Consider the following 23,737-nt stretch of genomic DNA (forward strand, 5'->3'; position numbering starts at 1 on the left):
AGGGGGCCGCCTTTGTCCACAGTCACGCCGATGATGGCGCAATATCTTGAGATCAAAGAGGCCCACTCGGACGCTCTGCTGTTTTACCGCATGGGCGATTTCTACGAGATGTTCTTTGACGATGCGGTGAACGCCGCCGAGGCGCTGGACATCGCCCTGACCAAACGCGGAAAGCACAATGGCGCAGACATTCCGATGTGCGGCGTGCCGGTTCATTCGGCCGAAGGGTACCTGTTGTCGCTGATCCGCAAAGGGTTTCGCGTAGCGGTTTGCGAACAGATGGAAAGCCCCGCCGAGGCGAAGAAAAGAGGCTCTAAATCAGTCGTGAAGCGCGATGTGGTTCGGCTGGTAACACCCGGCACGCTGACCGAAGACGCGTTACTTGAGGCCCGGCGCCACAATTTCCTGGCCGCTTATTCCGACGTGCGGGATGAGGCCGCAATCGCTTGGGCCGATATCTCGACTGGCGCGTTTCACGTGATGCCATTGACTTCGGTGCGCCTCAGCCCCGAGCTTGCGCGGCTAGCCCCGTCCGAGTTGATCGTGGCCGAAGGCGCGCAGGATGGGCTGCAAGACCCTGTGCGCGATCTGGGTATCTCGCTGACGCCCATCGGACGCGCCAGTTTCGACAGCACGGCGGCGGAAAAACGCATCTGCAGCCTGTTCAATGTCGGAGCGTTGGATGCGTTCGGAACCTTCAATCGTGCCGAAGTTTCTGCCATGGGCGCGCTGGTCGACTATCTGGAAATCACGCAAAAGGGCAAATTACCCCTGCTGCAAACGCCGCTGAAAGAATCCGAGGATCGCGTGGTGCAGATCGATGCCGCCACCCGTCGCAATCTGGAGCTGACCCGGTCCTTGTCCGGCGGGCGCGCCGGATCGCTGCTGGCGGTGGTGGATCGCACTGTAACACCCGGTGGTGCGCGGCTGCTGGAACAGCGCCTCTCCAGCCCATCGCGAAACCTGGACGTCATTTACGCACGGCTGGACGCCGTGACTTTCGCAACCGAAGACAGCCTGATCACGTCAGACCTGCGCGAGGCATTGCGCAAAACCCCCGATCTCGACCGTGCCCTCTCGCGCCTGTCGTTGGATCGCGGCGGCCCCCGGGATCTGGCGGCGATCCGCAACGGCCTGACCCAAGCCGCTTCGATCGCTGAGATCTGTGAGGGCCAAAACCTTCCCGTTCTGCTGACATCAGCCCTGCAAAGCCTCGTGGGTTTCGATGACCTGTTGAACCTGTTGGATGAGGCATTGGTCGCCGAACCCCCTCTGCTGGCTCGTGACGGCGGCTTTATTGCGCCGGGATATGACGCCGAACTGGACGAAGCCCGCACTCTGCGCGATGAAGGTCGATCCGTGATCGCGGGGTTTCAACAGAAATATGCCGAAGACACCGATATCACATCACTGAAAATCAAGCATAACAACGTGCTGGGCTATTTCATCGAAACCACGGCCACACATGCTGAACAAATGCTGAACCCACCGTTCAGCGAGACTTATATCCACCGCCAAACCACCGCCAATCAAGTGCGGTTCACAACCGTGGAATTGTCCGAGATCGAAACCCGTATCCTGAACGCGGGAAACCTGGCGCTTGAGATTGAAAAACGGCTCTATCAAAGGCTCTCCGACGGGATTCTGACCCTTGCCGCCCGCCTGAACCAAGCCGCACGCGGGCTGGCAGACCTGGATCTGACCACCGCGCTGGCTGATCTGGCGCGCGGGGAAAACTGGTGCCGCCCCCAGGTCGATACCTCTCGGGCCTTTGACATTCAGGGCGGTCGCCATCCAGTGGTCGAGCATGCGCTGCGCCAGCAATCAGGCGATGCCTTCATCGCCAATGATTGCGATCTAAGTGCCGAAGACGGGGCCGCGATCTGGCTGCTGACCGGCCCCAACATGGCCGGTAAATCCACCTTCCTGCGCCAAAATGCCTTGATCGCGCTACTGGCACAAATGGGCAGCTACGTTCCGGCAGAACAGGCACATATCGGCGTGGTCAGCCAACTGTTCAGCCGCGTGGGCGCATCCGATGACTTGGCACGGGGGCGTTCGACCTTCATGGTCGAGATGGTCGAAACCGCCGCCATCCTGAATCAGGCCGACGACCGGGCGCTTGTCATCCTCGACGAAATTGGCCGCGGCACGGCCACCTATGACGGCCTATCGATCGCCTGGGCCACGCTCGAACACTTGCACGCCGCCAATCAATGCCGCGCCCTGTTCGCCACACACTACCACGAACTCACCGCACTGGCGGGCAAGCTCGAAGGCGTCGACAACGCCACCGTCGCCGTCAAGGAATGGGAAGGTGAGGTCATCTTCCTGCACGAGGTCCACAAAGGTGCAGCCGATCGTTCTTACGGCGTGCAGGTCGCGCAATTGGCCGGCCTGCCCGCCTCGGTCGTTGACCGCGCCCGCACCGTTCTTGAACAACTGGAAAAAACCGAACGAGAGGGAGGCAAACAAAAGGCGCTGATCGACGATCTGCCCCTGTTCTCAGCCGCCGCCCCAACACCTCCGGCACCCAAGGCGTCACCGGTCACGGACATGCTTAACGACATCCTGCCCGACGAACTCAGCCCCCGTGACGCGCTCGACCTGATCTACAAATTGAAAGAGGCGGCCAAATCCTGACCGCCCCTTCATCTTTTCAAAAATACTCTCGCCGAAGGCTTGGCTTTGAAAAAGCCAATCAGCTCGCAGGGGTCGACGACACGCCAACCTGCGCCGGGCGCAGCAAGCGGTCATGCAACATGAACCCTTCGGCAGAAACCTGAATGATGTCGCCCGCCTTGGTGCCCGGCACCGGGGCCTCAAACATCGCCTCATGCACATTGGGATCAAACCGATCACCAACCTGTGGCGTAATCACCTCGATCCCGTGCTTCTGGAAAACGTCTTTCAGCGCCCGCATGGTCAGTTCAACACCTTCAATCAGACCAGCAGCCACGTCTTTCTGCTCATCGGTTGCAGCTTCAAGGGCACGTTTCATGTTGTCGTAAACCGGCAGCATATCGCGCGCGAGCTTCGACCCGCCATACTGTTCGGCGTCGCGTCGCGCCTTGTCACCACGCTTACGCGCGTTCTCGGCATCCGCCAGCGCGCGCATGAATCTATCTTTGTATTCATCTCGCTGGGCCCGCAGCTCATCCAGCTCCAGCGCCTCTTCGCTGATCTCAGCAATCTCCTCGGCCAGTTCTTCGGCTTCTGCGGACATGATATCGTCCAGAAATTCTTCGTTCTTGGGCTCTGCCATCTCTTACCCTCTAGCTCCGGTCGGAAATCAACTTGCCAACCAGTTGTGCTGTATAATCCACGATCGGTACAATCCGTCCGTAATTCAGACGTGTTGGCCCAATGACCCCAACCGCACCGATTATCTTTCGATCAGCGTTCATATAAGGAGACACCACCAAAGAGGAACCCGAAAGTGAGAAAAGTTTGTTCTCAGAGCCGATAAAAATGCGCACACCTTCGCCATCTTCGGTCAGTTCCAGAAATTCAGCGATGTCGCGCTTGCGTTCCAGGTCGTCAAACAGCGTGCGGATGCGGTCCAGTTCTTCGGCTTCACCCGACTCACCCAGCAGATTCGACCGCCCGCGCACGATCAACCGGGCCGAGTCGCCCCCGTTCCCGTCCCAGGCGGCCATGCCGCTATCGACCATCGCGCGCGCCAGCACGTCAATTTCCTGCTTCCGCGCATCGATTTGATTTTGCATCTGCCGCCGCACATCGCTGAGAGTGCGGCCTTCAATCAGTGCATTCAGAAAGTTCGCGGCCTCGCGCATGGAACTTGGCGTTTGTCCGGGCGGTGGCGTGAACAGCCGGTTTTCCACATGCCCGTCAGAAAACACCAAAACAACCAAAGCACGATCATGACCCAATGAGACGAACTCGATATGTTTGATTTCCGCCTCATGCTTCGGCGTCAGAACCAGCGACGCGCCCTGAGTGACATGAGACAGCGCAGACCCCACACGGTCCAGCATTCCGCCCACATCCCCAGCGTTAGAGCCGAAAGTCTCATCCAGTTTCTGCCGATCGTCATCGCCAAGATCCCCGACCTCAAGCAAACCGTCCACGAACATGCGCAGCCCCTGCTGCGTGGGGATCCGACCGGCGCTGACATGGGGGCTGTCGAGCAGTCCCAGAAACTCAAGATCCTGCATCACGTTGCGCACCGTCGCAGCGCTGACTTTTTCCGACAGGGTGCGTGTCAGGGTGCGGCTGCCGACTGGTTCCCCGCTTTCCAGATAGCTTTCGACGATCAGCCGAAACACCTCGCGCGACCGCTCGTTCATCTCGTTCAGGATTTTGCTTGCTTCGCTCATGCATCTTCCCCTGCTGGTCGTCATTAAATCGCAGGCAAATGAAAGGTCAATCGGGGTTGCATCGTAACGCCGCGGGGCGTTATCCCCAACCCATCAAACAAAGGAATTCCCATGCGACCCTCAGGACGTGATCTAAACGAAATGCGCGCCGTTTCAATTGAGACGGGCTTTACCAAACATGCCGAAGGGTCTTGCCTGATCAAGATGGGTGACACGCATGTGCTGTGTACTGCCACGATCGAGGATCGTGTGCCGCCCTTCATCAAAGGCTCTGGTCTGGGTTGGGTCACCGCCGAATACGGCATGCTGCCCCGCGCGACCAACACCCGGATGCGGCGCGAGGCCGCCAGCGGCAAACAAGGCGGGCGCACCGTGGAAATCCAGCGACTGATTGGCCGCGCCCTGCGCGCAGGGGTGGATCGGGTTGCGCTGGGTGAACGTCAGATCACCGTCGACTGTGATGTGATTCAGGCCGATGGCGGCACCCGTTGCGCGTCGATCACCGGAGGTTGGGTGGCGCTGCGGCTGGCGGTGAACAAGCTGATGAAAGCGGGTGACGTGATTTCTGACCCGCTGGTTGACCCGGTCGCCGCCGTGTCCTGTGGCATCTATGCCGGTCAGCCGGTTCTGGATCTGGACTACCCCGAAGACAGCGAAGCGGGCGTGGATGGCAACTTCATCATGACCGGATCAGGCAAGCTGATCGAAGTGCAGATGAGCGCCGAAGGCTCAGTCTTTAGCCGGGCGCAGATGGATCAGCTGATGGATTTAGCTGAAAAAGGCGTATCTGAACTGGCTGCCGCGCAAAAGGCCGCCACCGCATGACACGCAGGTTCGAAGGCGACAAGCTGCTGGTCGCCACCCATAACAAAGGCAAGCTTGAGGAGATGGCGCATCTGCTCGAACCTTTTGGGGTAACGGTTGTTGGTGCTGGTGAAATGAACCTGCCCGAACCGGAAGAAACCGAAGACACTTTTGTCGGTAACGCCCGGATCAAGGCCCATGCCGCCGCCAAAGCAACCGGCCTGCCTGCGTTGTCCGATGATTCCGGCATCACCATTGATGCCTTGAACGGCGCGCCCGGCGTCTACACTGCCGATTGGGCGGAAACAGGCAATGGCCGCGATTTCCTGATGGCGATGACCCGCGCCCATACAGAGTTGGAGGCAAAAAACGCCCCCCACCCTCGCGCCGCGCAATTCCGCAGCACGCTGGTGCTGGCCTGGCCCGACGGGCATGATGAGGTGTTCGAGGGCATTGCCCCCGGTCATCTTGTCTGGCCGATCCGGGGCGAAGGCGGGTTCGGCTATGACCCAATGTTTGTTCCCGAAGGTCACGACATTACCTTTGCGGAAATGGATCGCTGGGAAAAGAACAAGATCAGCCATCGCGGTCGCGCGGTGGAAATGTTCGTGAAGGGCTGCTTTGGCAGATGATTGGCGCAACGGGGGCTTTGGCCTGTATGTGCATTGGCCCTTTTGCGAGGCCAAATGCCCCTATTGCGATTTCAACAGCCATGTTTCGCGAAATATCGATCAGAAACAATGGCTTGACGCATATCTGAGCGAACTTCACCGCTCAGCCACCGAAACACCCGACCGGGTATTGAATACGATTTTCTTTGGCGGCGGCACACCTTCGCTCATGAACCCGGAAACCGTTGCCGCGGTGATCGACACCGCCCGCGCCCTATGGCGCCCAGCCAACGACATGGAAATCACGCTTGAGGCCAATCCCGGTTCGGTCGAGGCTGGCCGATTTACCGCCTATCGCGATGCTGGCGTCAATCGCATCTCGATGGGCGTGCAGGCGCTGAACGATGATGATCTCCGCCGTTTGGGCCGAATCCACTCGGTTCAAGAGGCCCGCGCCGCCTACGAAATTGCTAGAAACTGCTTTGATAGAGTCTCTTTTGACCTCATCTACGCACGCCAGCACCAGACGCCCGAAGCCTGGCAATCTGAGCTGAACGAGGCGCTGTCGATGGCGGTTGATCACCTGTCCCTCTATCAATTGACGATCGAAGAAGGCACCGCCTTTGGCGATCGCTATGCGATTGGTAAGCTGTCCGGCCTGCCCGAAGATGACAGCGCCGCCGATATGTATCTGGCAACACAGGAGATTTGCGAAAAACGTGGGCTTCCAGCCTATGAGGTTTCCAACCACGCGCGCCCGGGCGCGGAATCGCAACATAACCTGATCTATTGGAGATACGGGGATTATGTTGGCATAGGGCCCGGCGCGCATGGGCGGATTACGTTAGATGGCCAAAAGATCGCCACAGAAACCTTCCTGAACCCAGCGCGATGGTTAAAGTCTGCGTCCGAAGGAAATGGCGAATCCGGTCGAACTACTCTGCCCTCTGAAGATCAGGCTAATGAATACCTTATGATGTGTATCCGTTTGAACGAAGGACTAAATATTGATAGATATGAGTCTCTGTCCGGTCGCGTCTTGGATAGGACAAAAGTGGACCACCTCGAATCGATTGGCATGATCGAACGACGCGATGAGACATTGCGCGCCACCCCACAAGGCCGTGCCGTATTGAACGCTGTGATCCGGGAATTGTTGGAGTAATCTCTTGCGTTATCTATGGGCCAGCCTTGGATTGATCTGTGTTGCATTGGGGGTCATCGGAATCGTCCTCCCCTTGCTGCCCACCGTTCCATTCCTGCTTTTGGCCGCCTTCTTCTTTGCCCGATCTTCATCTCGGCTGCATCACTGGCTGATCACACATAAAACCTTTGGACCACTGATCCAGGATTGGCAAAGCTCCGGCGCAATCAGACCTGCAGCAAAAAAGGCGGCTACTGCATCGGTCGCCGCCATCTTTGCCATATCGATTTTTCTGAAAGTACCCAGTTTTGTACTGGTCATTCAGGCGGTTACCCTAACCGCCGTCATGATCTTTATATGGACCCGCCCTAACGGCTAAGCTTGGCACAAAGGTCGTCCAGCTGATCCAGATTTTCGTAGGTCAGGACCACCTGCCCGCTTTCACTGCCAGCCTTGTGGTTGATCGAAACCTTCATCGCCAGAATAGCAGACAAATCCTTTTCCAGCACCCGTGTATCTGCATCCTTTCCAGCGTTGAGGTTGCGACTCTGACGCACGGGTTGAGAGGAGTCGGACTGATGCTGTTTCTTCACGAGGTTTTCCGTCGCCCGGACGGACATCCCCTCACGCACAACCTTCGCAGCCAATTCCGATGGGTTGTCGGCCGTGATCAGGGCCCGGGCGTGACCGGCCGACAGTTTGCCTTCGACCACCAGGGTCTGCACATCCATCGGCAATGAGAGCAGACGCATCAGGTTGGCGATGTGACTGCGGCTTTTGCCCAAAGCCTCGGACAGTTTTTCCTGAGTATGTCCAAACTTGTCCATCAACTGACGATAACCAGCGGCCTCTTCCACCGCATTCAGGTCCGCACGCTGGATGTTCTCGATGATGGCGACTTCAAGCACTTCGGTGTCGTCGAAATCACGGATTATGACTGGGATATCATGTAGTTGCGCCATTTGAGCGGCGCGCCAACGCCGTTCGCCAGCAACGATCTCGTATTTGTCACCATCGATCTTGCGCACGATCAGGGGCTGGATAATTCCCTTTTCTTTGATGGATGCTGTCAGATCATCCAACTGATCCTGCGAAAACGTTCTCCGCGGCTGATCCGGGTTCGCCTGCAGCTTCTCAATCGGCACCGTTTGGTCCGGGCGACGAGGTTCGGACGTTGCCAGATTGTCCGCCTCGGTTGTTACATCCGCCATCAACGCGGAAAGCCCGCGCCCCAGCCCTCGGGGTTTGCTCTTTTTGGCGCTCACTTCGCCCTCCTGACCGCCGCTCAGGCGGCTGCTTTCTTGTTCTTGTAGATGACTTCCCGGGCCAAGTGCCGATACGCCATCGCCCCCAACGAGCCCGAGTCGTATTGCAAAACCGGAAGCGCATAAGACGGCGCCTCGCTGACCCTGACATTTCTGGGTATTTTGGTTTTAAATACCATCTCACCCAGATTGTCACGCGCATCCTTTTCAACCTGACGGGACAAGTTGTTGCGGTTGTCATACATGGTCAACACAACACCTTCGATTCTCAGGTCCGGATTCGCGGTTTGCCGAACCTCACGAATGGTCAGCATAAGCTGCGACAAGCCTTCGAGCGCGAAGAATTCACTCTGCAACGGTACAAGCACCGAATGCGCCGCGACCATAGCGTTTACAGTCAACAGATTGAGGGATGGCGGGCAATCAACCAGGACAAAATCCAACTCAAACGCGTCAATTGCCGTTTGCCGCAACGCGTCATGCAGCAGATAGCTTCGCTTTTCGTTCGAGATGAGCTCGATATCAGCCGAACTCAGATCGACCGTTGCCGGAATAACCAGAAGGTTGTTGATTTCGGTTTCCTGAACAACAGCCTCAAGCGGCGCATCATCGAGGATCAGATCATATGTCGTCCAATCGCGATCCTCGACACCCAACCCGGTTGAGGCATTGCCTTGCGGATCCAGATCAACGACCAAAACCCTGCACCCCGCCTCAGCCAACGCCGCAGCAAGGTTTATCGCAGTTGTTGTCTTCCCCACCCCGCCTTTCTGGTTCGCGACCGCGACAATTCTGGGTCCGCTGGGGCGAGACAGATCAACCACGGGTAACTCCTCTGATCTTTAGGATAACGGCGTTAGGTTCAGTCAAACTCTTAACGGGATCAACCTCAAAGTTCCATTCCTCGCGCGCGTCGTCCAGCTCTTTTTTCCAACCCTCTCCTTTTGGCAACAAAGCGACCCCCAAAGGGCTTAAGTGCCTATCGCAAAAGGAAATAAGTGTTCTAAGGTCAGCCAGAGCGCGCGCAGACATAATGTCAGCACCCAGTGGTTCAATCGCTTCGATTCGCTTGGAGACGACTTTACATTTCAACCCACATTCGCGCGCGACGGTTCTAAGAAAAACGGACTTCCGCTGATCACTTTCCACCAAAGTGAACTGGGTTTCCGGACTGTCCCCAACCGCCATAATCGAACAGACCAGACCGGGAAACCCGCCGCCGCTTCCAAGATCCACCCAATGCACGGCCGGTTCAGCGTTTCGATATACCTGGACCGAATCCTGAATGTGGCGCGTCCAGATATCTTTCAGGCTGTTACGGGACACGAGATTGATCTTCGGATTCCAACGCTCGACCAACTCAACATATGTTTCCAGCCGTTCAAATGTTTCACGTGAAACATTGAGGTCCGTATGCGTCAAACTCATGCTTTGCGCGCTTTCTCTCCCCGCCGAAGCCTGGCGAGGACTAGCGTCAAGGCGGCAGGAGTCACACCTTCGACCCTGCCAGCTTGCGCAATATTCGCGGGCTTTGCCTGGGACAGCTTTTGCTTCATTTCATTCGACAGCCCTTCAAGACTGAAATAGTCAAAATCTAAAGGAATCGCATGCGCTTCATCGCGCTTCATCGCGTCTACATCTCGCTGCTGGCGCTCAATATAGTTCGCGTAAAGCGCGTCGCGTTCAATTTGGTGACGAATTTCGGGATCCGTATCCTGCAGCCCTGGAACAAGGGTAATGATCTGGTCAAAGCCGACATCGGGAAACGCAAGTACTGCCATTGCATCCCTGCGGTTTCCATCCTGATTCACATTGATCCCCGCGCCCCGAATTTCTTTTGGTGTAAAGGTCTTGGCCTTCAGTTTGGTTTTTGCTGTCTCAAGGCACGCCATCTTGCTTTCGAACACTTCCCGTCGATCGTCCTGGACACATCCAAGCTCAATACCAATTGAAGTGAGTCGCTGATCCGCATTATCAGCCCGCAAGGAAAGCCGGAACTCGGCCCGAGAGGTGAACATCCGGTAAGGCTCCGCCACACCTCGTGTGGTGAGATCGTCGATCATCACACCGATATAGCTGTCGGATCGCGTGAAGAGATGAGCATCCCGCCCTTGTGCTTCGAGCGCAGCGTTCAAGCCCGCAACCATTCCTTGGGCAGCGGCCTCCTCATATCCTGTGGTTCCATTGATCTGACCCGCTAGATATAGTCCAGGCACCTCCGGAAGCGACAGAGAAAGCGTCAGTACCCGTGGGTCCACATAATCGTATTCGATGGCATAGCCGGGCTGCAGGATTGTTGCGTTTTCCAATCCCTTGATCGATTGAACGTAAGCTTTCTGAATATCTTCAGGCAGTGACGTCGAGATCCCGTTTGGATACACCGTGTGATCGTCAACCCCTTCGGGTTCAAGAAAGATCTGGTGCGAGTCTTTGTCCGCAAAACGCACGATCTTATCTTCGATAGACGGGCAGTATCGCGGCCCAACCCCATCGATGTGACCGCCATACATCGCAGATTTAGACAGGTTTTGCTCGATTATCTCGTGAGTGCGGGCGTTGGTATGAGTAACGCCACATGCGATCTGGGGCGCTGTGACTGCCCTGGACATAAAAGAAAACAGCGTAGGGTCGTCATCGCCATTCTGCCTGTCCAAAATCGACCAATCAATTGTTCGGCCGTCCAATCTGGGAGGCGTTCCAGTCTTGAGGCGCGCCATGGGCAAATCAAAACCATCCAGCCGTTCTGCCAGCTTTATTGAGGGCTTATCACCCATACGGCCACCCGGGCGTGATATTTCGCCGATGTGAATGATGCCACGAAGGAACGTGCCAGATGTCAGGATGACGGTTTTTGACCTGATTTCGGAATCATCCCCCAACCTGACGCCAACAACACGGGGTCCCTTCATCAGGAAATCAACGACCTCGCCGGTGATGACCGTCAGTTTCTCCTGCCGTTTGGTTTCTGCCTGCATGGCCTGACGGTAGAGTGCGCGGTCAGCTTGTGCTCTAGGCCCTTGCACAGCTGGCCCTTTGCGCCGATTCAACAATCGAAACTGAATCCCCGCCTCGTCCGCAACACGCCCCATAACACCATCCAGCGCATCTATCTCGCGTACCAAATGGCCTTTTCCCAGGCCTCCGATAGCCGGATTGCAGGACATCACGCCTATGTCCCGCTCGGACAAGGTCACCAACGCGGTATTGGCACCCATCCGGGCTGCGGCATGAGCAGCTTCGGTTCCGGCGTGGCCGGCCCCGATGACAACAACATCAAAATCCGAATGTTTCACGTGAAACACTCCTTACTTACCCAGACAGAAACTTGAGAATATTTCGTCAAGCAACGTCTCGACATCTATTCTTCCAACCAGAGATTCCAACGCCCGCACCGCGGTACGAAGCTCTTCTGCTGCTATATCATACAGATCTGGTCCCGATTCCAGAACAGCCCGAGCAGCGATCAGCGCATCTATCGCTTTGTTGAGCGCAACCCGGTGGCGCTCGCGTGTCGCAATACCATGGCTAGTAGTTCGCCCTGCCAAAACACGCGATATATTGCGGATAAGCTGATCAATCCCCTGCCCGGTTTTGCCCGAGATTCCGCCTTCGGACCCTTCGCGCAGGTCAGATTTCGGAAAGACCTGTATATCACCATCCTGCATGGCAACCCCAAGGTCGCTGATTTCATCAGCCAGGAACACGCGCAGGTCGGCGGCGTCTGCACGTTTGCGGGCCAGTTCAATTCCAAGGCTTTCAACATGATCGTCGGTTTCGCGCAACCCGGCGGTATCCAGCAGCGTCACCGGCAGCCCTGACAGGTCCATACGCACTTCAATGACATCGCGCGTGGTGCCGGCATATTCCGAGGTTATCGCCGCGTCCCGTCCGGCCAGCGCGTTCAACAGCGTGGATTTGCCGGCATTCGGCAATCCGACAATTGCAACCTCGAACCCGTTGCGAACCCGCTCCGCGATCAGAACGCCCTTGGCCTCTTTCTCAAGGTCGGCCCGAACGCCGCTGATCAAATCGCGCACTTCCGGTGTGACGTCCGTGGGAACTTCTTCATCGGCAAAGTCGATCACCGCCTCCAACAGCGACGCTGCACGGATCAGATCACGGCGCCAGCGTTCTACCAGAGACCCAAGACCACCTGACAAAATCGTCTGGGCCTGCTTGCGCTGCGCCTCGGTCTCGGCGTCGATCAGATCGGCCAGACCTTCGACTTGCGCCAGATCCATCTTGCCGTTTTCCAGCGCGCGACGCGTGAATTCACCAGGTTCGGCCAGGCGCAGGTCTTCGATATCCGACAGACACCGCAAAACCGCATCAACAGACGCGGTGCTGCCATGTATCTGTAACTCCGCCACATCCTCGCCGGTAAAGCTGGACGGGGCCTGGAATGTTAAGACCAGGCCATCATCCAGACGGTCTTTTTCCGCACCATGGAGAGTCCTGACCCGCATTCCACGTGCAGGTAAATCCCCACCGGTCAATTGGGCGGCAGCAAAATGCGCCTTGGGGCCGGACAGCCGAATGACTGCCACCCCGGCTTTGCCCTGCGCGCTGGCCAAGGCGAATATCGTATCCATTCGAAGGCCTCGCGTCCGTTAAGACCTGTGTCAGGTATTCATCGAATCGAAGAATTCGCCGTTTGTCTTCGTCTGCTTGAGCTTCGACAGCAGGAACTCGATGGCATCGGTGGTGCCCATCGGGTTGAGGATACGGCGCAGGACAAAGGTCTTCGCCAGATCGCCCTTGTCCACAAGCAGGTCCTCTTTCCTTGTGCCGGACTTGAGGATGTCGATGGCCGGGAACACGCGTTTGTCGGCGATCTTGCGATCCAGAACAATCTCCGAGTTACCCGTGCCTTTGAATTCTTCAAAGATCACCTCGTCCATCCGGCTGCCGGTATCGATCAGCGCGGTGGCGATGATGGTCAGCGAGCCACCCTCTTCGATGTTCCGTGCCGCACCAAAGAAACGCTTGGGGCGTTGCAGCGCGTTTGCATCCACACCACCGGTCAGAACTTTACCCGAGGACGGCACCACGGTGTTAAAGGCTCTACCAAGTCTTGTGATCGAGTCGAGAAGAATAACAACATCTCGTTTGTGCTCGACCAAACGCTTGGCTTTTTCGATGACCATTTCCGACACGGCCACGTGACGGGTCGCAGGTTCATCGAAGGTCGAAGACACAACCTCACCCTTCACCGAGCGCTGCATATCGGTCACCTCTTCGGGGCGTTCGTCGATCAGCAGGACGATCAGGTAGCACTCGGGGTGGTTCTGTTCGATCGAATGCGCGATGTTCTGAAGGATCACGGTTTTACCCGTCCGCGGTGGGGCCACGATCAGCGACCGTTGGCCTTTACCGATGGGCGAGACAAGGTCGATCACACGGGCTGACTTGTCTTTGATGGTCGGATCCTCGATTTCCATCTTCAGACGCTCATCGGGGTACAGAGGCGTCAGGTTGTCGAACAGGATCTTGTGCTTGGCCTTTTCGGGGTCTTCAAAGTTGATCTTTGTGACCTTGGTCAGCGCAAAGTAACGCTCATTGTCGTCAGGTGCCTTGATCTCACCTTCAACCGTGTCACCGGTCCGCAGAGAGTGCTGGCGGATCATATCGGGCGAAACATAAATGTCGTCAGGACCCGGCAGATAGTTCGCCTCGGGCGAGCGCAGAAAGCCGAAGCCATCCTGCAAGACCTCAAGCACGCCGTCACCGCCAACGGTCCAGCCTTCATCCGCGCGTTCGCGCAGGATCTGGAACATCATCTCGCCCTTGCGCATGGTCGAGGCGTTTTCGATCTCCAGCTCTTCGGCCATCGCCAGAAGGTCTTTAGGGCTTTTGGCCTTCAGATCAGCCAGATTCAGGGATTCAGTTGTCATGATATATAACCTTCGCCGCAATCAGCGCGGCACGAAGTGGAGTTTCAGTACGGAAGATACGCCGCCCGGACGGGCGTGTTGACCCCTACATAAGCGGCGACAGGGGCAGAGTCAAACGGCGCATGGTAACACATTATGTCTGACCTGCATCGAAACACGCTGCCTTTCCTTTCGGTCGAACGCGCATTTGAATCCATCTTCGATTTAAGAAGACGTAATGTGCCTAGAACTTCAGAACGACCGACAGGACGATGATAACCATCAAAACGGTGGGAACCTCGTTCATCATGCGATACTGCCGCCCTGTGAGCGTATTTCGGCCCGCAGCCAAGTCTTTGCGCCGCGCCATCAGCCAATGATGAAACCAAGTCATCCCGATCACGGCCGCACCCTTGACCCAGGGCCAGGCCCAGTCCCAGCTGACGATGCCCGGCGTGAACACCATGATCAATCCGCAGACCCACACCGCAATGCTGGCAGGTCGCATGATCACCCGAAGCAGCTTTTCTTCCATTTCAAAGAAAATCTCTTGCGCCCCGTCGACTGCTTGGGCCTTTTCTACGTGATAGACGAACAGTCTGGGCAAATAGAACAGACCGGCCATCCACGCGATCACGGCCATGATATGAAGTGCCTTCACCCAGGGGTAGATCGTAAAAAGTAGATCGGTCATTTCGGCCTCGGCTTTGTGATCGGGTCATCCCTAATAAAAAAAATAGAAAAGAAAAAGGATGATGGTTTTGTAGGGAGACCGGAATCCGTGGATTATTCATTTACCCAAGGGTTTTCCCCAGGTGGATAGCATTGCAGAGTTTAAATCGAATTTTGTGAACTTCTAGAAATGTATATTAAAAACATATAGTTACTATGAAATCAATATGAGCGTTCTGGGGATAAGTGCAGGGGTAAACCGGGATAATGGCGAAACCCCCAAGGACAAAGTTATCCTTGTCCCATCGGGAAACATCCTGAGCGACTCGGAGAAGTTTTTGGCGAAATTCCCAGGGTTGCGTGTCAACAGGAAAGCCATACAAAGCACTCAAGAACACTCAATGATTTACGCACGGGGTTTTCCACATGACTGTCCCCATCATCCTGGCATCCGGATCGGCGATCCGCGCACAGCTGCTTGAAAACGCGGCGGTGCCTTTTTCCGTTCAAACGGCGCGGATTGATGAAGACACCATAAAGCGCAGCCTTATGGCAGAAGGTGCGACACCACGGGATATAGCAGATACGCTGGCCGAAATGAAGGCGCGTAAGGTCAGTGACAAAACCCCAGGGGCAATGGTGCTGGGATGCGATCAGGTTCTGGATTTCGAAGGCACGCTTTTGTCCAAACCCAACGCGCCGGATGAGGCTTTTGCCCAGCTTAAACAGATGCGCGGCAAGCGGCATATGCTGTTGTCCGCGGCTGTCATCTATCAGGATGGCGAGCCGATTTGGCGCCATGTCGGTCAGGTGCGATTACGGATGCGCGCAAGCTCGGATGCTTATCTGCGCGATTACGTTGATCGCAACTGGGACAGTATTCGCCACGCCGTAGGCGCATATAAACTGGAAGAAGAAGGTGTTCGCCTTTTTGCTGCCATTGAAGGCGACTACTTTAATGTCCTGGGTATGCCCCTGTTGGAGCTGCTGAACTATCTGGCTGTGAAAGGCGTTATCAATCAATGATCGACCATCGAATTCCTCTGGCTGGGGTGATCGGACACCCGGTGGCACATTCCCGTTCGCCAAAACTTCATGGCCATTGGCTGAAAACCTATGGGCTGGCCGGTCACTATGTTCCGATGGATGTGGCCCCGGCGGATTTGGAAACGGTGTTGCGAACGCTGCCGAAGGCCGGATTTGTTGGCGCAAACGTGACCGTCCCGCATAAAGAGGCCGCGCTGCGGATCGCCGACCATGTCTCGGACCGTGCGTCGGTCATCGGGGCGGCGAACACGCTGGTCTTTCGTACCGACGGGTCGATTCATGCTGACAATACAGATGGTTACGGGTTTATGGAAAACCTGCGCAGCGGTGCGCCGGATTGGAACCCCAAAGACGGGCCTGCCGTGGTGTTCGGTGCGGGTGGGGCATCGCGGGCGATCTTGTCTGCATTGGCGGACGCTGGCGTGCCCGAGATCATTTTGACCAACCGCACCCGCACCCGCGCCGACCACCTGAAAGAAGAGTTCGGCCAGCGCATAACGGTCGTTGACTGGGTGCAGGCCGGAAACGTGATCGAAAACGCCGAACTTGTGGTCAACACCACATCCCTCGGGATGCAGGGCCAACCGGAACTGCGCGTGCCTTTGGATGGGTTGCAACCCGGCGCGGTGGTGACCGATCTGGTTTACACACCGCTGAAGACAGGCTTGTTGCATCAAGCGGAGCAAGCCGGATGCACCGTGGTTGATGGGCTTGGCATGTTACTGCATCAGGCCGTGCCCGGGTTTGAGCGCTGGTTCGGCACCCGCCCCGAGGTCACCGAAGAAACACGCGCGGCGGCCCTGGCATGAGCTTTGCGCTTGGCCTGACAGGCTCAATCGGGATGGGCAAAAGCACCACGGCGCAGATGTTTGTCGCCGAAGGCTGCGCCTTGTGGGACGCCGACGCGGCGGTTCATCGCCTGTACAGTGCTGGCGGCGCGGCAGTGAAGCCGATGAGGTCAGTCTTCCCGGCTGCGATATCCGACGGCGCTGTTGATCGTGGTGCGTTGAAACAGATTATTTCGCAGGATGCGGCTGCCCTGAAAAGGATCGAAGAAATCGTGCACCCTTTGGTGGCCGCAGATCGCGCGACGTTCCGGAAATCGGCTAAAGCCGATATTCTGGTGTTCGATATCCCGCTGCTGTTTGAAACCGGCGGCAACGCGGCCATGGATGCCGTTGCCTGTGTCCGGATCCCGGCGGATGAACAAAAACGCCGGGTGATGGCACGGGGCACAATGTCCGAGGCGCAGTTTGAACAAATCCTGTCCAAGCAGATGCCCAATGACGAAAAATGCGCGCGATCGGACTATGTGATCGTCACCGACACTCTGGACCATGCGCACGCGCAGGTGCAGGATATCGTCAGGCAGATCAGGGCGGGGATGGCAGATGCGTGAGATTGTACTCGATACCGAAACCACAGGGTTTGATCCTGAAAGTGGCGACCGGATTGTGGAAATCGGCGCGGTCGAACTGTGGAACCACGTGGCCACCGGCGAGACCTACCATGTCTATATCAACCCCGAACGGTCTATGCCCGAAGAGGCGTTTGGCGTGCACGGCATTGGCCCGGACCTGCTGGAGGCCCCGCGCCCACCGGAAAAAGGTGAAGTCACGCTGAAAGACAAGCCGGTTTTCGCCAAGGTCGGTCAGGGGTTCCGCGATTTTGTCGGCGACGCAAAACTGGTGATCCACAACGCGTCCTTCGACATGAAATTCCTGAACGCCGAGCTGAAATGGATGGGTCTGCCGCCGATCCCGATGGACCAGGCGCTTGATACGCTGGCGATTGCGCGTAAACGGTTTCCGGGGTCCCCGGCCTCATTGGATGCGCTGTGTCGTCGGTTCAATATCGACAATTCGAACCGTGTTCTGCACGGCGCGCTTTTGGACTCGGAAATTCTGGCCGAGGTCTATCTGGAACTGATCGGTGGGCGGCAGCCTGATTTCGGCCTGTCATCCTCGACCGCTACATCCGCAGGGGGCGGCGAAGATTGGCGCCCGACGCCACGTGCCACGGCTTTGTCTTCCCGGATCACGGAAGATGAGCGCGCAGCCCATGAGGCATTTGTCGAAAAACTGGGCGACAACGCCCTGTGGACCCGCGCCGGATAAAGATCAGGCGCGGGGACAGGAAGCTTACGCTTGCGATGTCTCGTCTTGCTGAGCGGCGGCCTGACGGCGCATCAGCTCGTTGCGGTACAGGGCCACGAAATCGATATTGTCCAGATTCACCGGCGGGAAGCCGCCATCGCGGGTGATGTCGCCGACGATGCGGCGCAGGAACGGGAACAGCATCCGCGGGCACTCGATCATCAGGAACGGGTGCAGCTGATCTTCGGCGACGCCTTCGACGTGGAACAGACCGCAATAATCCAGCTCGCACAGGAACAGGACATCTTCCATGCCTTTGGCCTTGGATGTCAGGTTCAGCTTGATCGACACTTCGAACTGATGATCCTGCGGGCGCTTTTTTGCGTCCAGGTTGACCTGCACGGCAATCTCGGGCTGAACTTCGCCCGATACGCCCTTTTGGGCCATCACGTTCTCAAAGGACATGTCACGGATGAACTGTCCCAGAACGCGCATTTGAACCTGAGGTGCGGCCTGCGCCGCTGTGTTTTCCTTGGCGTCTTCTTCGGCCATGAAACTACTCCAAAACTAAAATCCGCCATTGCTTAGCAAGTTGGGCGCGGTACCTCAATGCAACTCACGGGCCTTCGACCCATTTCGATGGTTTTGAGGGGTCCTTGCGGGGCCGAACCTCGGTAAATTCACCGTCAATGACATCATCTTCGCCAAATGCGGGGCCCCGGTCACCGAATTGCGCGCTGCCCATCTGAAAATGGGTGATGGTGGCCTTGGACTTGAGATACCTGAAAACAGCAACCCGCACAGGCGGGATCAGCAGCGCAAAGCCCACCGCATCGGTAAAGAACCCCGGCGTCAGCAGCAAAACCCCCGACAGCAGGATCATTGCACCATGGGCCAGCGGCTCGGTCGGGTCGTCAAGTTGCGCAAAGGAGCGCTGCAGATTGGCCAGCGCCATGCGCCCTTGCGTGCGGACCAATGCGGTCCCCAATACGGCGGTCAGCACCACAATGCCCAGGGTTGGCCACAGCCCGATCAGACCGCCGACCTGAATGAACAGGGCGATCTCGATGATCGGAACCAACAAAAAAGCCAGGAACAGGTACATTTGCGTTATCCTTTAGCATAGGCCGGGCTGTGGACTTGCCGCCTTCTGTCACCTACATAGTGGCTTGAGGCCGTGGACACAAAGTCCCGGCGCTGAAAAGAGTACGAAATGAGCGACAACCCAATGATCCAGTTACTGGTCCTGGCCGGAATTGCCGTTTTCCTGATCTTGCGTTTGAAAAGCGTGCTTGGCACCCGCGAAGGGTTTGAAAAGCCGCCGCTTTCGCAGCAGCCCGACACCAACCGGTCGCGCCCCGACTTTGAGGTGATCGAAGGCGGCCCGGATCACGATATCACCGACCATGTCGCTGAAGGCAGCAAAGAGGCCGAAGATCTGGCCGCCATGAAACGGATTGAGCCCAGCTTTTCCGTCAGCGAATTCGTTCAGGGCGCACGTGGCGCCTATGAAATGATCGTGATGGGGTTCGAAAAGGGCAACCTGAATGAGATCCAGCCCTTCCTGTCCGAGGAAGTGTTCGACAGTTTTGTATCGGTTGTGGCCGACCGCGAAGACAAGGGCCTGACCATCGAGGCCGAATTTGTCGGCGTGCGCGAAACCACACTGGCCGACGTGAACTTTGACAAGGATACCAACCAGGCGGAAATCACCATGCGCTTCGTGGGTGAGTTGACCTCGGTCGTGCGGGATCGTGGCGGTGATATCATCGAAGGCAACCCCAACACCGTGAAACGCCAAAAGGACAGCTGGACCTTTGCCCGAGTCATGGGCACCGATGATCCGAACTGGCTGCTTGTTGCCACGGACGCATGATTGCAACGCTCCGGTCGCTTTTTCTGGTGGGCGCCATGACCGCCACCAGCGCCGCCGGAGCTGAGGCGACGCGATCCATCCTGTCGTTTGACGAGCTTGATGGCTGGGCCGCCGATGATCACAGCGCGGCCCTTTCTGTTTTTCTGAACACCTGTGCGGATCTGAAAGACCCCGATTGGCAGGCGTTATGTGCCGTGGCCCAAACCTACGAAGGCGACGCGGCGCGCGCGTTCTTTGAGCTGTTCTTTCGTCCGGTCTTGATCGAGGACGGGCAGGATGCATTGTTCACCGGGTATTTCGAGCCCGAGTTGGATGGGTCAACCTCGCCGTCGGGCAAATTTCGCTATCCGCTTTACCGAATGCCACCTGAGGCCCGAAACGCGGGCCAATGGTTAAGCCGCCGAGAGCTTTTGACGAGCGATGTGATGCGCAACCGCGGGCTGGAGATCGCCTGGGTCGATGATCCTGTCGAGTTGTTTTTCTTGCAAATACAAGGCTCTGGCCGGATACGTCTGCCGGACGGCAGTTCCTTGCGGGTTGGTTATGGGGGTGCGAACGGGCATCCTTATCGGTCCATCGGGGCTGAGCTGGTGCGGCGTGGTGCGCTGGGCGCGCATGAGGTCAGCGCGCAGATGATCCGGGCCTGGGTGCGCAAGAACCCCGAAGCCGGGGCCGAGCTTTTGTTTCATAACCCCTCTTACGTCTTCTTTCGCGAGGTCAATCGCGTCGCGCCAGAATTCGGTCCCTTGGGTGCGATGAACCGATCTGTCACCACGATGCGGTCCATCGCGGCAGACCCGGCCTATACGCCATTGGGTTCGCCGGTCTGGGTCGAAAAAGACGGCAAAGACCCTTTGCGGCGTTTGATGATTGCTCAGGATACCGGGTCGGCCATCAAAGGGGCGCAACGGGCGGATATCTTCTTTGGCACAGGTGATGCAGCTGGCAAGGCCGCGGGGCAGTTGAAAGACCCGGGTCGGATGGTTGTGTTGCTGCCCATCCAGCGCGCCTATGCCCTAGTGCCGGATGAGTTCTGATGTCCCGGCGGAAATTGACCTCGGATGAGATTGAGCTGTGGCGCAAAGTGGCCAAACAGACCGAGCGTCTGCATCCGGAAATCCCACAGAGCGTACATCCGGTTAACCTGCCGAAGCCTAAACCCTCGAAACCACCCAAATCCCGCATCGACGCGTTTGAGCTGGGCGAAAAGGCGCAGACGAAGCCCGCGCGTCATACGCTCAAGCCGTCGGTCAGTGATCGGCTCAACACGTTGCCTGTCCAGATGGACACCAAGGCGTTTGGCCGCATGAAACGCGGAAAGCTGAAACCCGAGGGTAAGATTGATCTGCACGGCATGCGTGTTGATGCGGCGCACCCGGCGTTGATCCGGTTTGTCCTGTCTGCGCAGGCGACTGGCAAGCGACTGGTTCTGATCATCACCGGCAAAGGCAAAGACCGGGACGAGCCCGGCCCGATCCCAACGCCGCGCGGGGTGCTGCGCAACCAAGTGCCGCATTGGTTGTCGATCCCGCCCTTGGCGCAGGCCGTTTTGCAGGTGACGCCCGCCCATATCAGCCACGGTGGCGACGGGGCGTATTATGTCTATCTGCGCCGCACGCGTTAGAAATCCCTAAGCGCGCGACGAATGCCGATCCAGGCCAGCGCACAGGCGGCAACGAAATACAGCGCGACCCACAGGAACTGAGTGTTCAGCGCAACCCCCTGATCGATCAGAACACCCGTCAGCCCGGGCCCAATAGCGGACCCCAGAACCGAAAAAGCCGCCGCCAGGGCCTTGATCGCGCCGATATGAGAGGTGCCGTAGAACTCGGCCCAGAACGCTGGCGGTAGCGTGCTGTTGGCTCCGACAGTCAGGGCCAGGAAGACAAGGCCGACAATCCCGGCGGGAATGGACGTGCTGAGTGCAAAAATCACGAACCCGATGGCCATTGGGAATTGGAAAAAAGGCATCATCCGCGCTGTGCCCCATTTATCAAGGGCCCAACCCGCGGCGAACATCGACAGGATCGAAACACCGGTAAAAACCGGGAACAGGGTCACAAGCTGAATATGTTGCCAATCCTTGACCTCGGCCAGATGAACCTGATGAAAGAAAAACGCAGTCCCAAAGGCAGACGGTCCGGCGATCGTCGGGACGAGATACCAAAACAGCGGGTGGAACAGTGCCTCGCGCCGGGTCCAGTGCCGTCCCTTCATTCCGGTTGAGGCGTTTTCTTTTGCCAGGCTTTGCGGCGTGCGCTCCTGTCTCAGCAGCGATCTGAGAACGGGTATCCCCAGCAGGGCAACGATAACCGCCACCCCCCACAGCCAGCGCCAATCCACAAAAGCCATTGCCGTGACAAAGATCATCGGCAACAGCGCCTCGCCCGCAGCAAAACCGGTTGTCGCAATTGACAGGGCCCTGCCCCGCGTTGCGATGAACCATCGGGCCATCGCAACCATGGCCAGATGCGTGCTGAGCCCCTGCCCGAACAGCCGCAGAAGGAAAACGATAAAGGGCAGCAGAATCAACCATGTGTTCAGCGCCATGGCTGCCGACGCCATCGCCAGCCCCAGCAGAACGGCGGGCCCAAGAACCCGAACGCGAAAGACGTCCGTCAAAGTACCGGCCCAAATCATAACCACCGCCGAAAACGTGGTTCCAAGGGAATACAGCCCGCCCCAAGCCCCGTGGCTCAGCCCGTATTCGGCGCGAATCTCGCCTGCGAAGATCGAAATGAAGAAGGTCTGCCCAAAGCTGGACATGAACGTCAGCAAGACACCCGCGCCCAGCCAGGTCGCGTTGCGAACCAGGAAATCTCGCAGGTTGAACGTCGTCACGGTGTGTTGACCTGTGCCTGTCCGGTTTCGGTCAAAACGATCTCGGTCGCGCCATCAGTGTTGCGCTCACTGGGCGGCGCGATGATGTCGATACCGGGGCGGTCCGGTCCGAATGTGTTGCTGACACGACGGACGGAACTGAGGATTGCCAACAGCGCCGGCGATGTGGCCGCAACGAAATGGGATGATCCGGCATCGCTGTTGAAGGCCGTGGTGTCGATCACGTTGATCGGATAGTCGGCCAGTGCCTCGACCGAGCCGATATTGCCCAGTCGCGCGCCCTCGGACGTACCACGTAACCGGCCCGAGATGTTCAGGATCTTGTCCTTCTTCGACACCATCACGATGAACGGATCCGGCGGCGTTTTGATGCTGTTCATCTGCGAGCGGAAAACGTCCACATCCAGATCGGGTGAGATCAGGATCACGCCTTCGATATTCCGGTTCGACCAGCCCGGTTCGCGCAGTTCGGCCTGTCGCATCATCTCCATCGTCAGGGCGCTGCCCATGGAATGGGCGATGACGATGACCCGCTTCACACCCATGGATTTCAGATTGCGAATGGTCTGTTCCAACCCGTCGCGGGCAAACAGCATGCTGTCCAGATCATAGGCATAGCCAGCACCCGTCGCCCGGCTGGGCCAGGAATAGATCAGGGTCGATCCGGGAATGCCGATATCATGCGACAGCTGGGCGGCGCGAAAGGCGGTTTCCGTCTGTGTCGCGTTATAGCCGTGAACAAAGATCGACACCTCATCGACGACGCGCAGCCGGGAATTCAGATCCTGCACGCCCGAGAATTCGGTTACATCGGCCAGAACAAATTGCTTGTTCGGATTGGGATTGGCGTAGGAAAAATCCAGCGTGCCCGGTGTGTGGTTGGGCGGAATCGACACGGTCATTTCCAGAAACCGCAACCCTTCGCCACGGCGAAAGCCATAGGTCCCGTCGGGATCGCGGGCGCGGGTGGTTGCGGCAAAAACGGTCTCGGGCGTACCAACCTTCAATGCGTCGGGCACCGTTTCGGTAACCGAACGGTCCACGCAGGCACCCAGCATGAACACGGCAAAAAAGGGAACAATCAATCGCAGCACAATCGGACCTCGGCCAGAATGAAGGTCACGCTACTGTTTTCTGCGCCCACGTCCAGTGGCCATAAGGGCGGGTT

General features: G+C 57.5%; 25 protein-coding genes. 12 read left to right on the top strand and 13 right to left on the bottom strand.

Features of this window, described 5'->3' with window-relative positions; translation table 11 throughout:
- Positions 1-30: 30 nt before the first annotated feature.
- Positions 31-2,643 carry a DNA mismatch repair protein MutS gene (gene mutS / locus ACR0AG_RS12595; protein WP_480839496.1) on the top strand — a complete coding sequence of 871 codons (2,613 nt, stop codon included), beginning with the start codon at positions 31-33 and terminating at the stop codon, positions 2,641-2,643.
- A 58-nt stretch (positions 2,644-2,701) separates the two neighbouring features.
- On the opposite strand, the gene ACR0AG_RS12600 is transcribed toward mutS, so the two are convergent.
- Both ACR0AG_RS12600 and hrcA read right to left on the bottom strand, forming a co-directional pair.
- Positions 2,702-3,265 (bottom strand): nucleotide exchange factor GrpE, encoded by a 564-nt coding sequence (locus tag ACR0AG_RS12600; protein WP_480839328.1) that lies wholly within the window; start codon positions 3,263-3,265, stop codon positions 2,702-2,704.
- 10 nt (positions 3,266-3,275) lie between these two features.
- Positions 3,276-4,340 (bottom strand): heat-inducible transcriptional repressor HrcA, encoded by a 1,065-nt coding sequence (hrcA, locus tag ACR0AG_RS12605; protein WP_480839330.1) that lies wholly within the window; start codon positions 4,338-4,340, stop codon positions 3,276-3,278.
- Between the two features lie 111 nt (positions 4,341-4,451).
- Between hrcA and rph the strand changes: the two genes are divergently transcribed.
- From rph to ACR0AG_RS12625, 4 genes are read left to right on the top strand one after another with little or no spacing between them, the layout of a single operon-like run.
- Positions 4,452-5,165: a ribonuclease PH gene (gene rph, locus ACR0AG_RS12610; RefSeq protein WP_480430059.1), complete on the top strand. Its 714-nt coding sequence runs from the start codon at positions 4,452-4,454 to the stop codon at positions 5,163-5,165.
- On the top strand, positions 5,162-5,776 hold the full coding sequence (rdgB, locus tag ACR0AG_RS12615; protein ID WP_480839332.1) for an RdgB/HAM1 family non-canonical purine NTP pyrophosphatase: 615 nt from the start codon (positions 5,162-5,164) through the stop codon (positions 5,774-5,776). The genes rph and rdgB overlap by 4 nt, the downstream gene beginning before the upstream one ends.
- A complete protein-coding gene (gene hemW / locus ACR0AG_RS12620) occupies positions 5,766-6,920 on the top strand; it encodes a radical SAM family heme chaperone HemW (RefSeq protein WP_480839334.1) in 1,155 nt (384 codons plus the stop codon). The genes rdgB and hemW overlap by 11 nt, the downstream gene beginning before the upstream one ends.
- 4 nt (positions 6,921-6,924) lie before the next feature.
- A complete protein-coding gene (locus ACR0AG_RS12625; RefSeq protein WP_480839336.1) occupies positions 6,925-7,278 on the top strand; it encodes a YbaN family protein in 354 nt (117 codons plus the stop codon).
- Here ACR0AG_RS12625 and ACR0AG_RS12630 read toward each other — a convergent pair.
- From ACR0AG_RS12630 to ACR0AG_RS12660, 7 genes are all read right to left on the bottom strand, one after another.
- A complete protein-coding gene (locus ACR0AG_RS12630; RefSeq protein WP_480839338.1) occupies positions 7,268-8,164 on the bottom strand; it encodes a ParB/RepB/Spo0J family partition protein in 897 nt (298 codons plus the stop codon). The genes ACR0AG_RS12625 and ACR0AG_RS12630 overlap by 11 nt on opposite strands.
- 20 nt (positions 8,165-8,184) lie before the next feature.
- On the bottom strand, positions 8,185-8,988 hold the full coding sequence (locus ACR0AG_RS12635) for a ParA family protein (protein WP_480839340.1): 804 nt from the start codon (positions 8,986-8,988) through the stop codon (positions 8,185-8,187).
- Entirely contained in the window at positions 8,981-9,592 is a 612-nt protein-coding gene (rsmG, locus tag ACR0AG_RS12640) for a 16S rRNA (guanine(527)-N(7))-methyltransferase RsmG (RefSeq protein WP_480839342.1), read from the bottom strand. The genes ACR0AG_RS12635 and rsmG overlap by 8 nt, the downstream gene beginning before the upstream one ends.
- Positions 9,589-11,457, bottom strand: coding sequence for a tRNA uridine-5-carboxymethylaminomethyl(34) synthesis enzyme MnmG (gene mnmG / locus ACR0AG_RS12645; protein ID WP_480839344.1), 1,869 nt, complete (start codon positions 11,455-11,457; stop codon positions 9,589-9,591). Before mnmG ends, rsmG begins: the two co-directional genes overlap by 4 nt.
- 12 nt (positions 11,458-11,469) lie before the next feature.
- Positions 11,470-12,756 carry a tRNA uridine-5-carboxymethylaminomethyl(34) synthesis GTPase MnmE gene (mnmE, locus tag ACR0AG_RS12650; protein ID WP_480839346.1) on the bottom strand — a complete coding sequence of 429 codons (1,287 nt, stop codon included), beginning with the start codon at positions 12,754-12,756 and terminating at the stop codon, positions 11,470-11,472.
- 30 nt (positions 12,757-12,786) lie between these two features.
- The gene (gene rho / locus ACR0AG_RS12655) at positions 12,787-14,058 is read right to left on the bottom strand and encodes a transcription termination factor Rho (RefSeq protein WP_480550441.1); all 1,272 of its coding nucleotides are present in this window, start codon (positions 14,056-14,058) and stop codon (positions 12,787-12,789) included.
- Between the two features lie 223 nt (positions 14,059-14,281).
- Positions 14,282-14,731, bottom strand: coding sequence for a CopD family protein (locus ACR0AG_RS12660; RefSeq protein WP_480839348.1), 450 nt, complete (start codon positions 14,729-14,731; stop codon positions 14,282-14,284).
- A 404-nt stretch (positions 14,732-15,135) separates the two neighbouring features.
- Here ACR0AG_RS12660 and ACR0AG_RS12665 point away from each other — a divergent pair, with 404 nt between their 5' ends.
- The 4 genes from ACR0AG_RS12665 to dnaQ are packed head-to-tail and all read left to right on the top strand — an operon-like array spanning position 15,136 to position 17,873.
- On the top strand, positions 15,136-15,735 hold the full coding sequence (locus tag ACR0AG_RS12665) for a Maf family protein (RefSeq protein ID WP_480839350.1): 600 nt from the start codon (positions 15,136-15,138) through the stop codon (positions 15,733-15,735).
- Complete coding sequence (locus ACR0AG_RS12670) at positions 15,732-16,565, top strand: shikimate dehydrogenase (RefSeq protein ID WP_480839352.1); 834 nt, start codon at positions 15,732-15,734, stop codon at positions 16,563-16,565. The genes ACR0AG_RS12665 and ACR0AG_RS12670 overlap by 4 nt, the downstream gene beginning before the upstream one ends.
- Positions 16,562-17,155, top strand: a complete 594-nt coding sequence (gene coaE / locus ACR0AG_RS12675; RefSeq protein WP_480839354.1) for a dephospho-CoA kinase — start codon at positions 16,562-16,564, stop codon at positions 17,153-17,155. Before ACR0AG_RS12670 ends, coaE begins: the two co-directional genes overlap by 4 nt.
- Positions 17,148-17,873, top strand: coding sequence for a DNA polymerase III subunit epsilon (gene dnaQ / locus ACR0AG_RS12680; protein WP_480839356.1), 726 nt, complete (start codon positions 17,148-17,150; stop codon positions 17,871-17,873). The genes coaE and dnaQ overlap by 8 nt, the downstream gene beginning before the upstream one ends.
- Positions 17,874-17,897: 24 nt before the next feature.
- On the opposite strand, the gene secB is transcribed toward dnaQ, so the two are convergent.
- Both secB and ACR0AG_RS12690 read right to left on the bottom strand, forming a co-directional pair.
- Positions 17,898-18,404 (bottom strand): protein-export chaperone SecB, encoded by a 507-nt coding sequence (gene secB, locus ACR0AG_RS12685; protein WP_480839358.1) that lies wholly within the window; start codon positions 18,402-18,404, stop codon positions 17,898-17,900.
- A gap of 64 nt (positions 18,405-18,468) precedes the next feature.
- Positions 18,469-18,957: an FxsA family protein gene (locus ACR0AG_RS12690; protein ID WP_480839360.1), complete on the bottom strand. Its 489-nt coding sequence runs from the start codon at positions 18,955-18,957 to the stop codon at positions 18,469-18,471.
- A gap of 108 nt (positions 18,958-19,065) precedes the next feature.
- Here ACR0AG_RS12690 and ACR0AG_RS12695 point away from each other — a divergent pair, with 108 nt between their 5' ends.
- From ACR0AG_RS12695 to ACR0AG_RS12705, 3 genes are read left to right on the top strand one after another with little or no spacing between them, the layout of a single operon-like run.
- Complete coding sequence (locus ACR0AG_RS12695; RefSeq protein WP_480839362.1) at positions 19,066-19,728, top strand: Tim44/TimA family putative adaptor protein; 663 nt, start codon at positions 19,066-19,068, stop codon at positions 19,726-19,728.
- On the top strand, positions 19,725-20,765 hold the full coding sequence (gene mltA, locus ACR0AG_RS12700) for a murein transglycosylase A (RefSeq protein ID WP_480839364.1): 1,041 nt from the start codon (positions 19,725-19,727) through the stop codon (positions 20,763-20,765). The genes ACR0AG_RS12695 and mltA overlap by 4 nt, the downstream gene beginning before the upstream one ends.
- Entirely contained in the window at positions 20,765-21,352 is a 588-nt protein-coding gene (locus ACR0AG_RS12705; RefSeq protein WP_480839366.1) for a Smr/MutS family protein, read from the top strand. Before mltA ends, ACR0AG_RS12705 begins: the two co-directional genes overlap by 1 nt.
- Here the strand turns inward: ACR0AG_RS12705 and ACR0AG_RS12710 are convergent.
- Positions 21,349-22,569 carry an MFS transporter gene (locus ACR0AG_RS12710; protein ID WP_480839368.1) on the bottom strand — a complete coding sequence of 407 codons (1,221 nt, stop codon included), beginning with the start codon at positions 22,567-22,569 and terminating at the stop codon, positions 21,349-21,351. The genes ACR0AG_RS12705 and ACR0AG_RS12710 overlap by 4 nt on opposite strands.
- Positions 22,566-23,627, bottom strand: a complete 1,062-nt coding sequence (locus ACR0AG_RS12715) for an alpha/beta hydrolase (RefSeq protein ID WP_480839498.1) — start codon at positions 23,625-23,627, stop codon at positions 22,566-22,568. The genes ACR0AG_RS12710 and ACR0AG_RS12715 overlap by 4 nt, the downstream gene beginning before the upstream one ends.
- Positions 23,628-23,737: the final 110 nt, after the last annotated feature.

This window comes from Ruegeria sp. H6 (genome assembly GCF_056532975.1).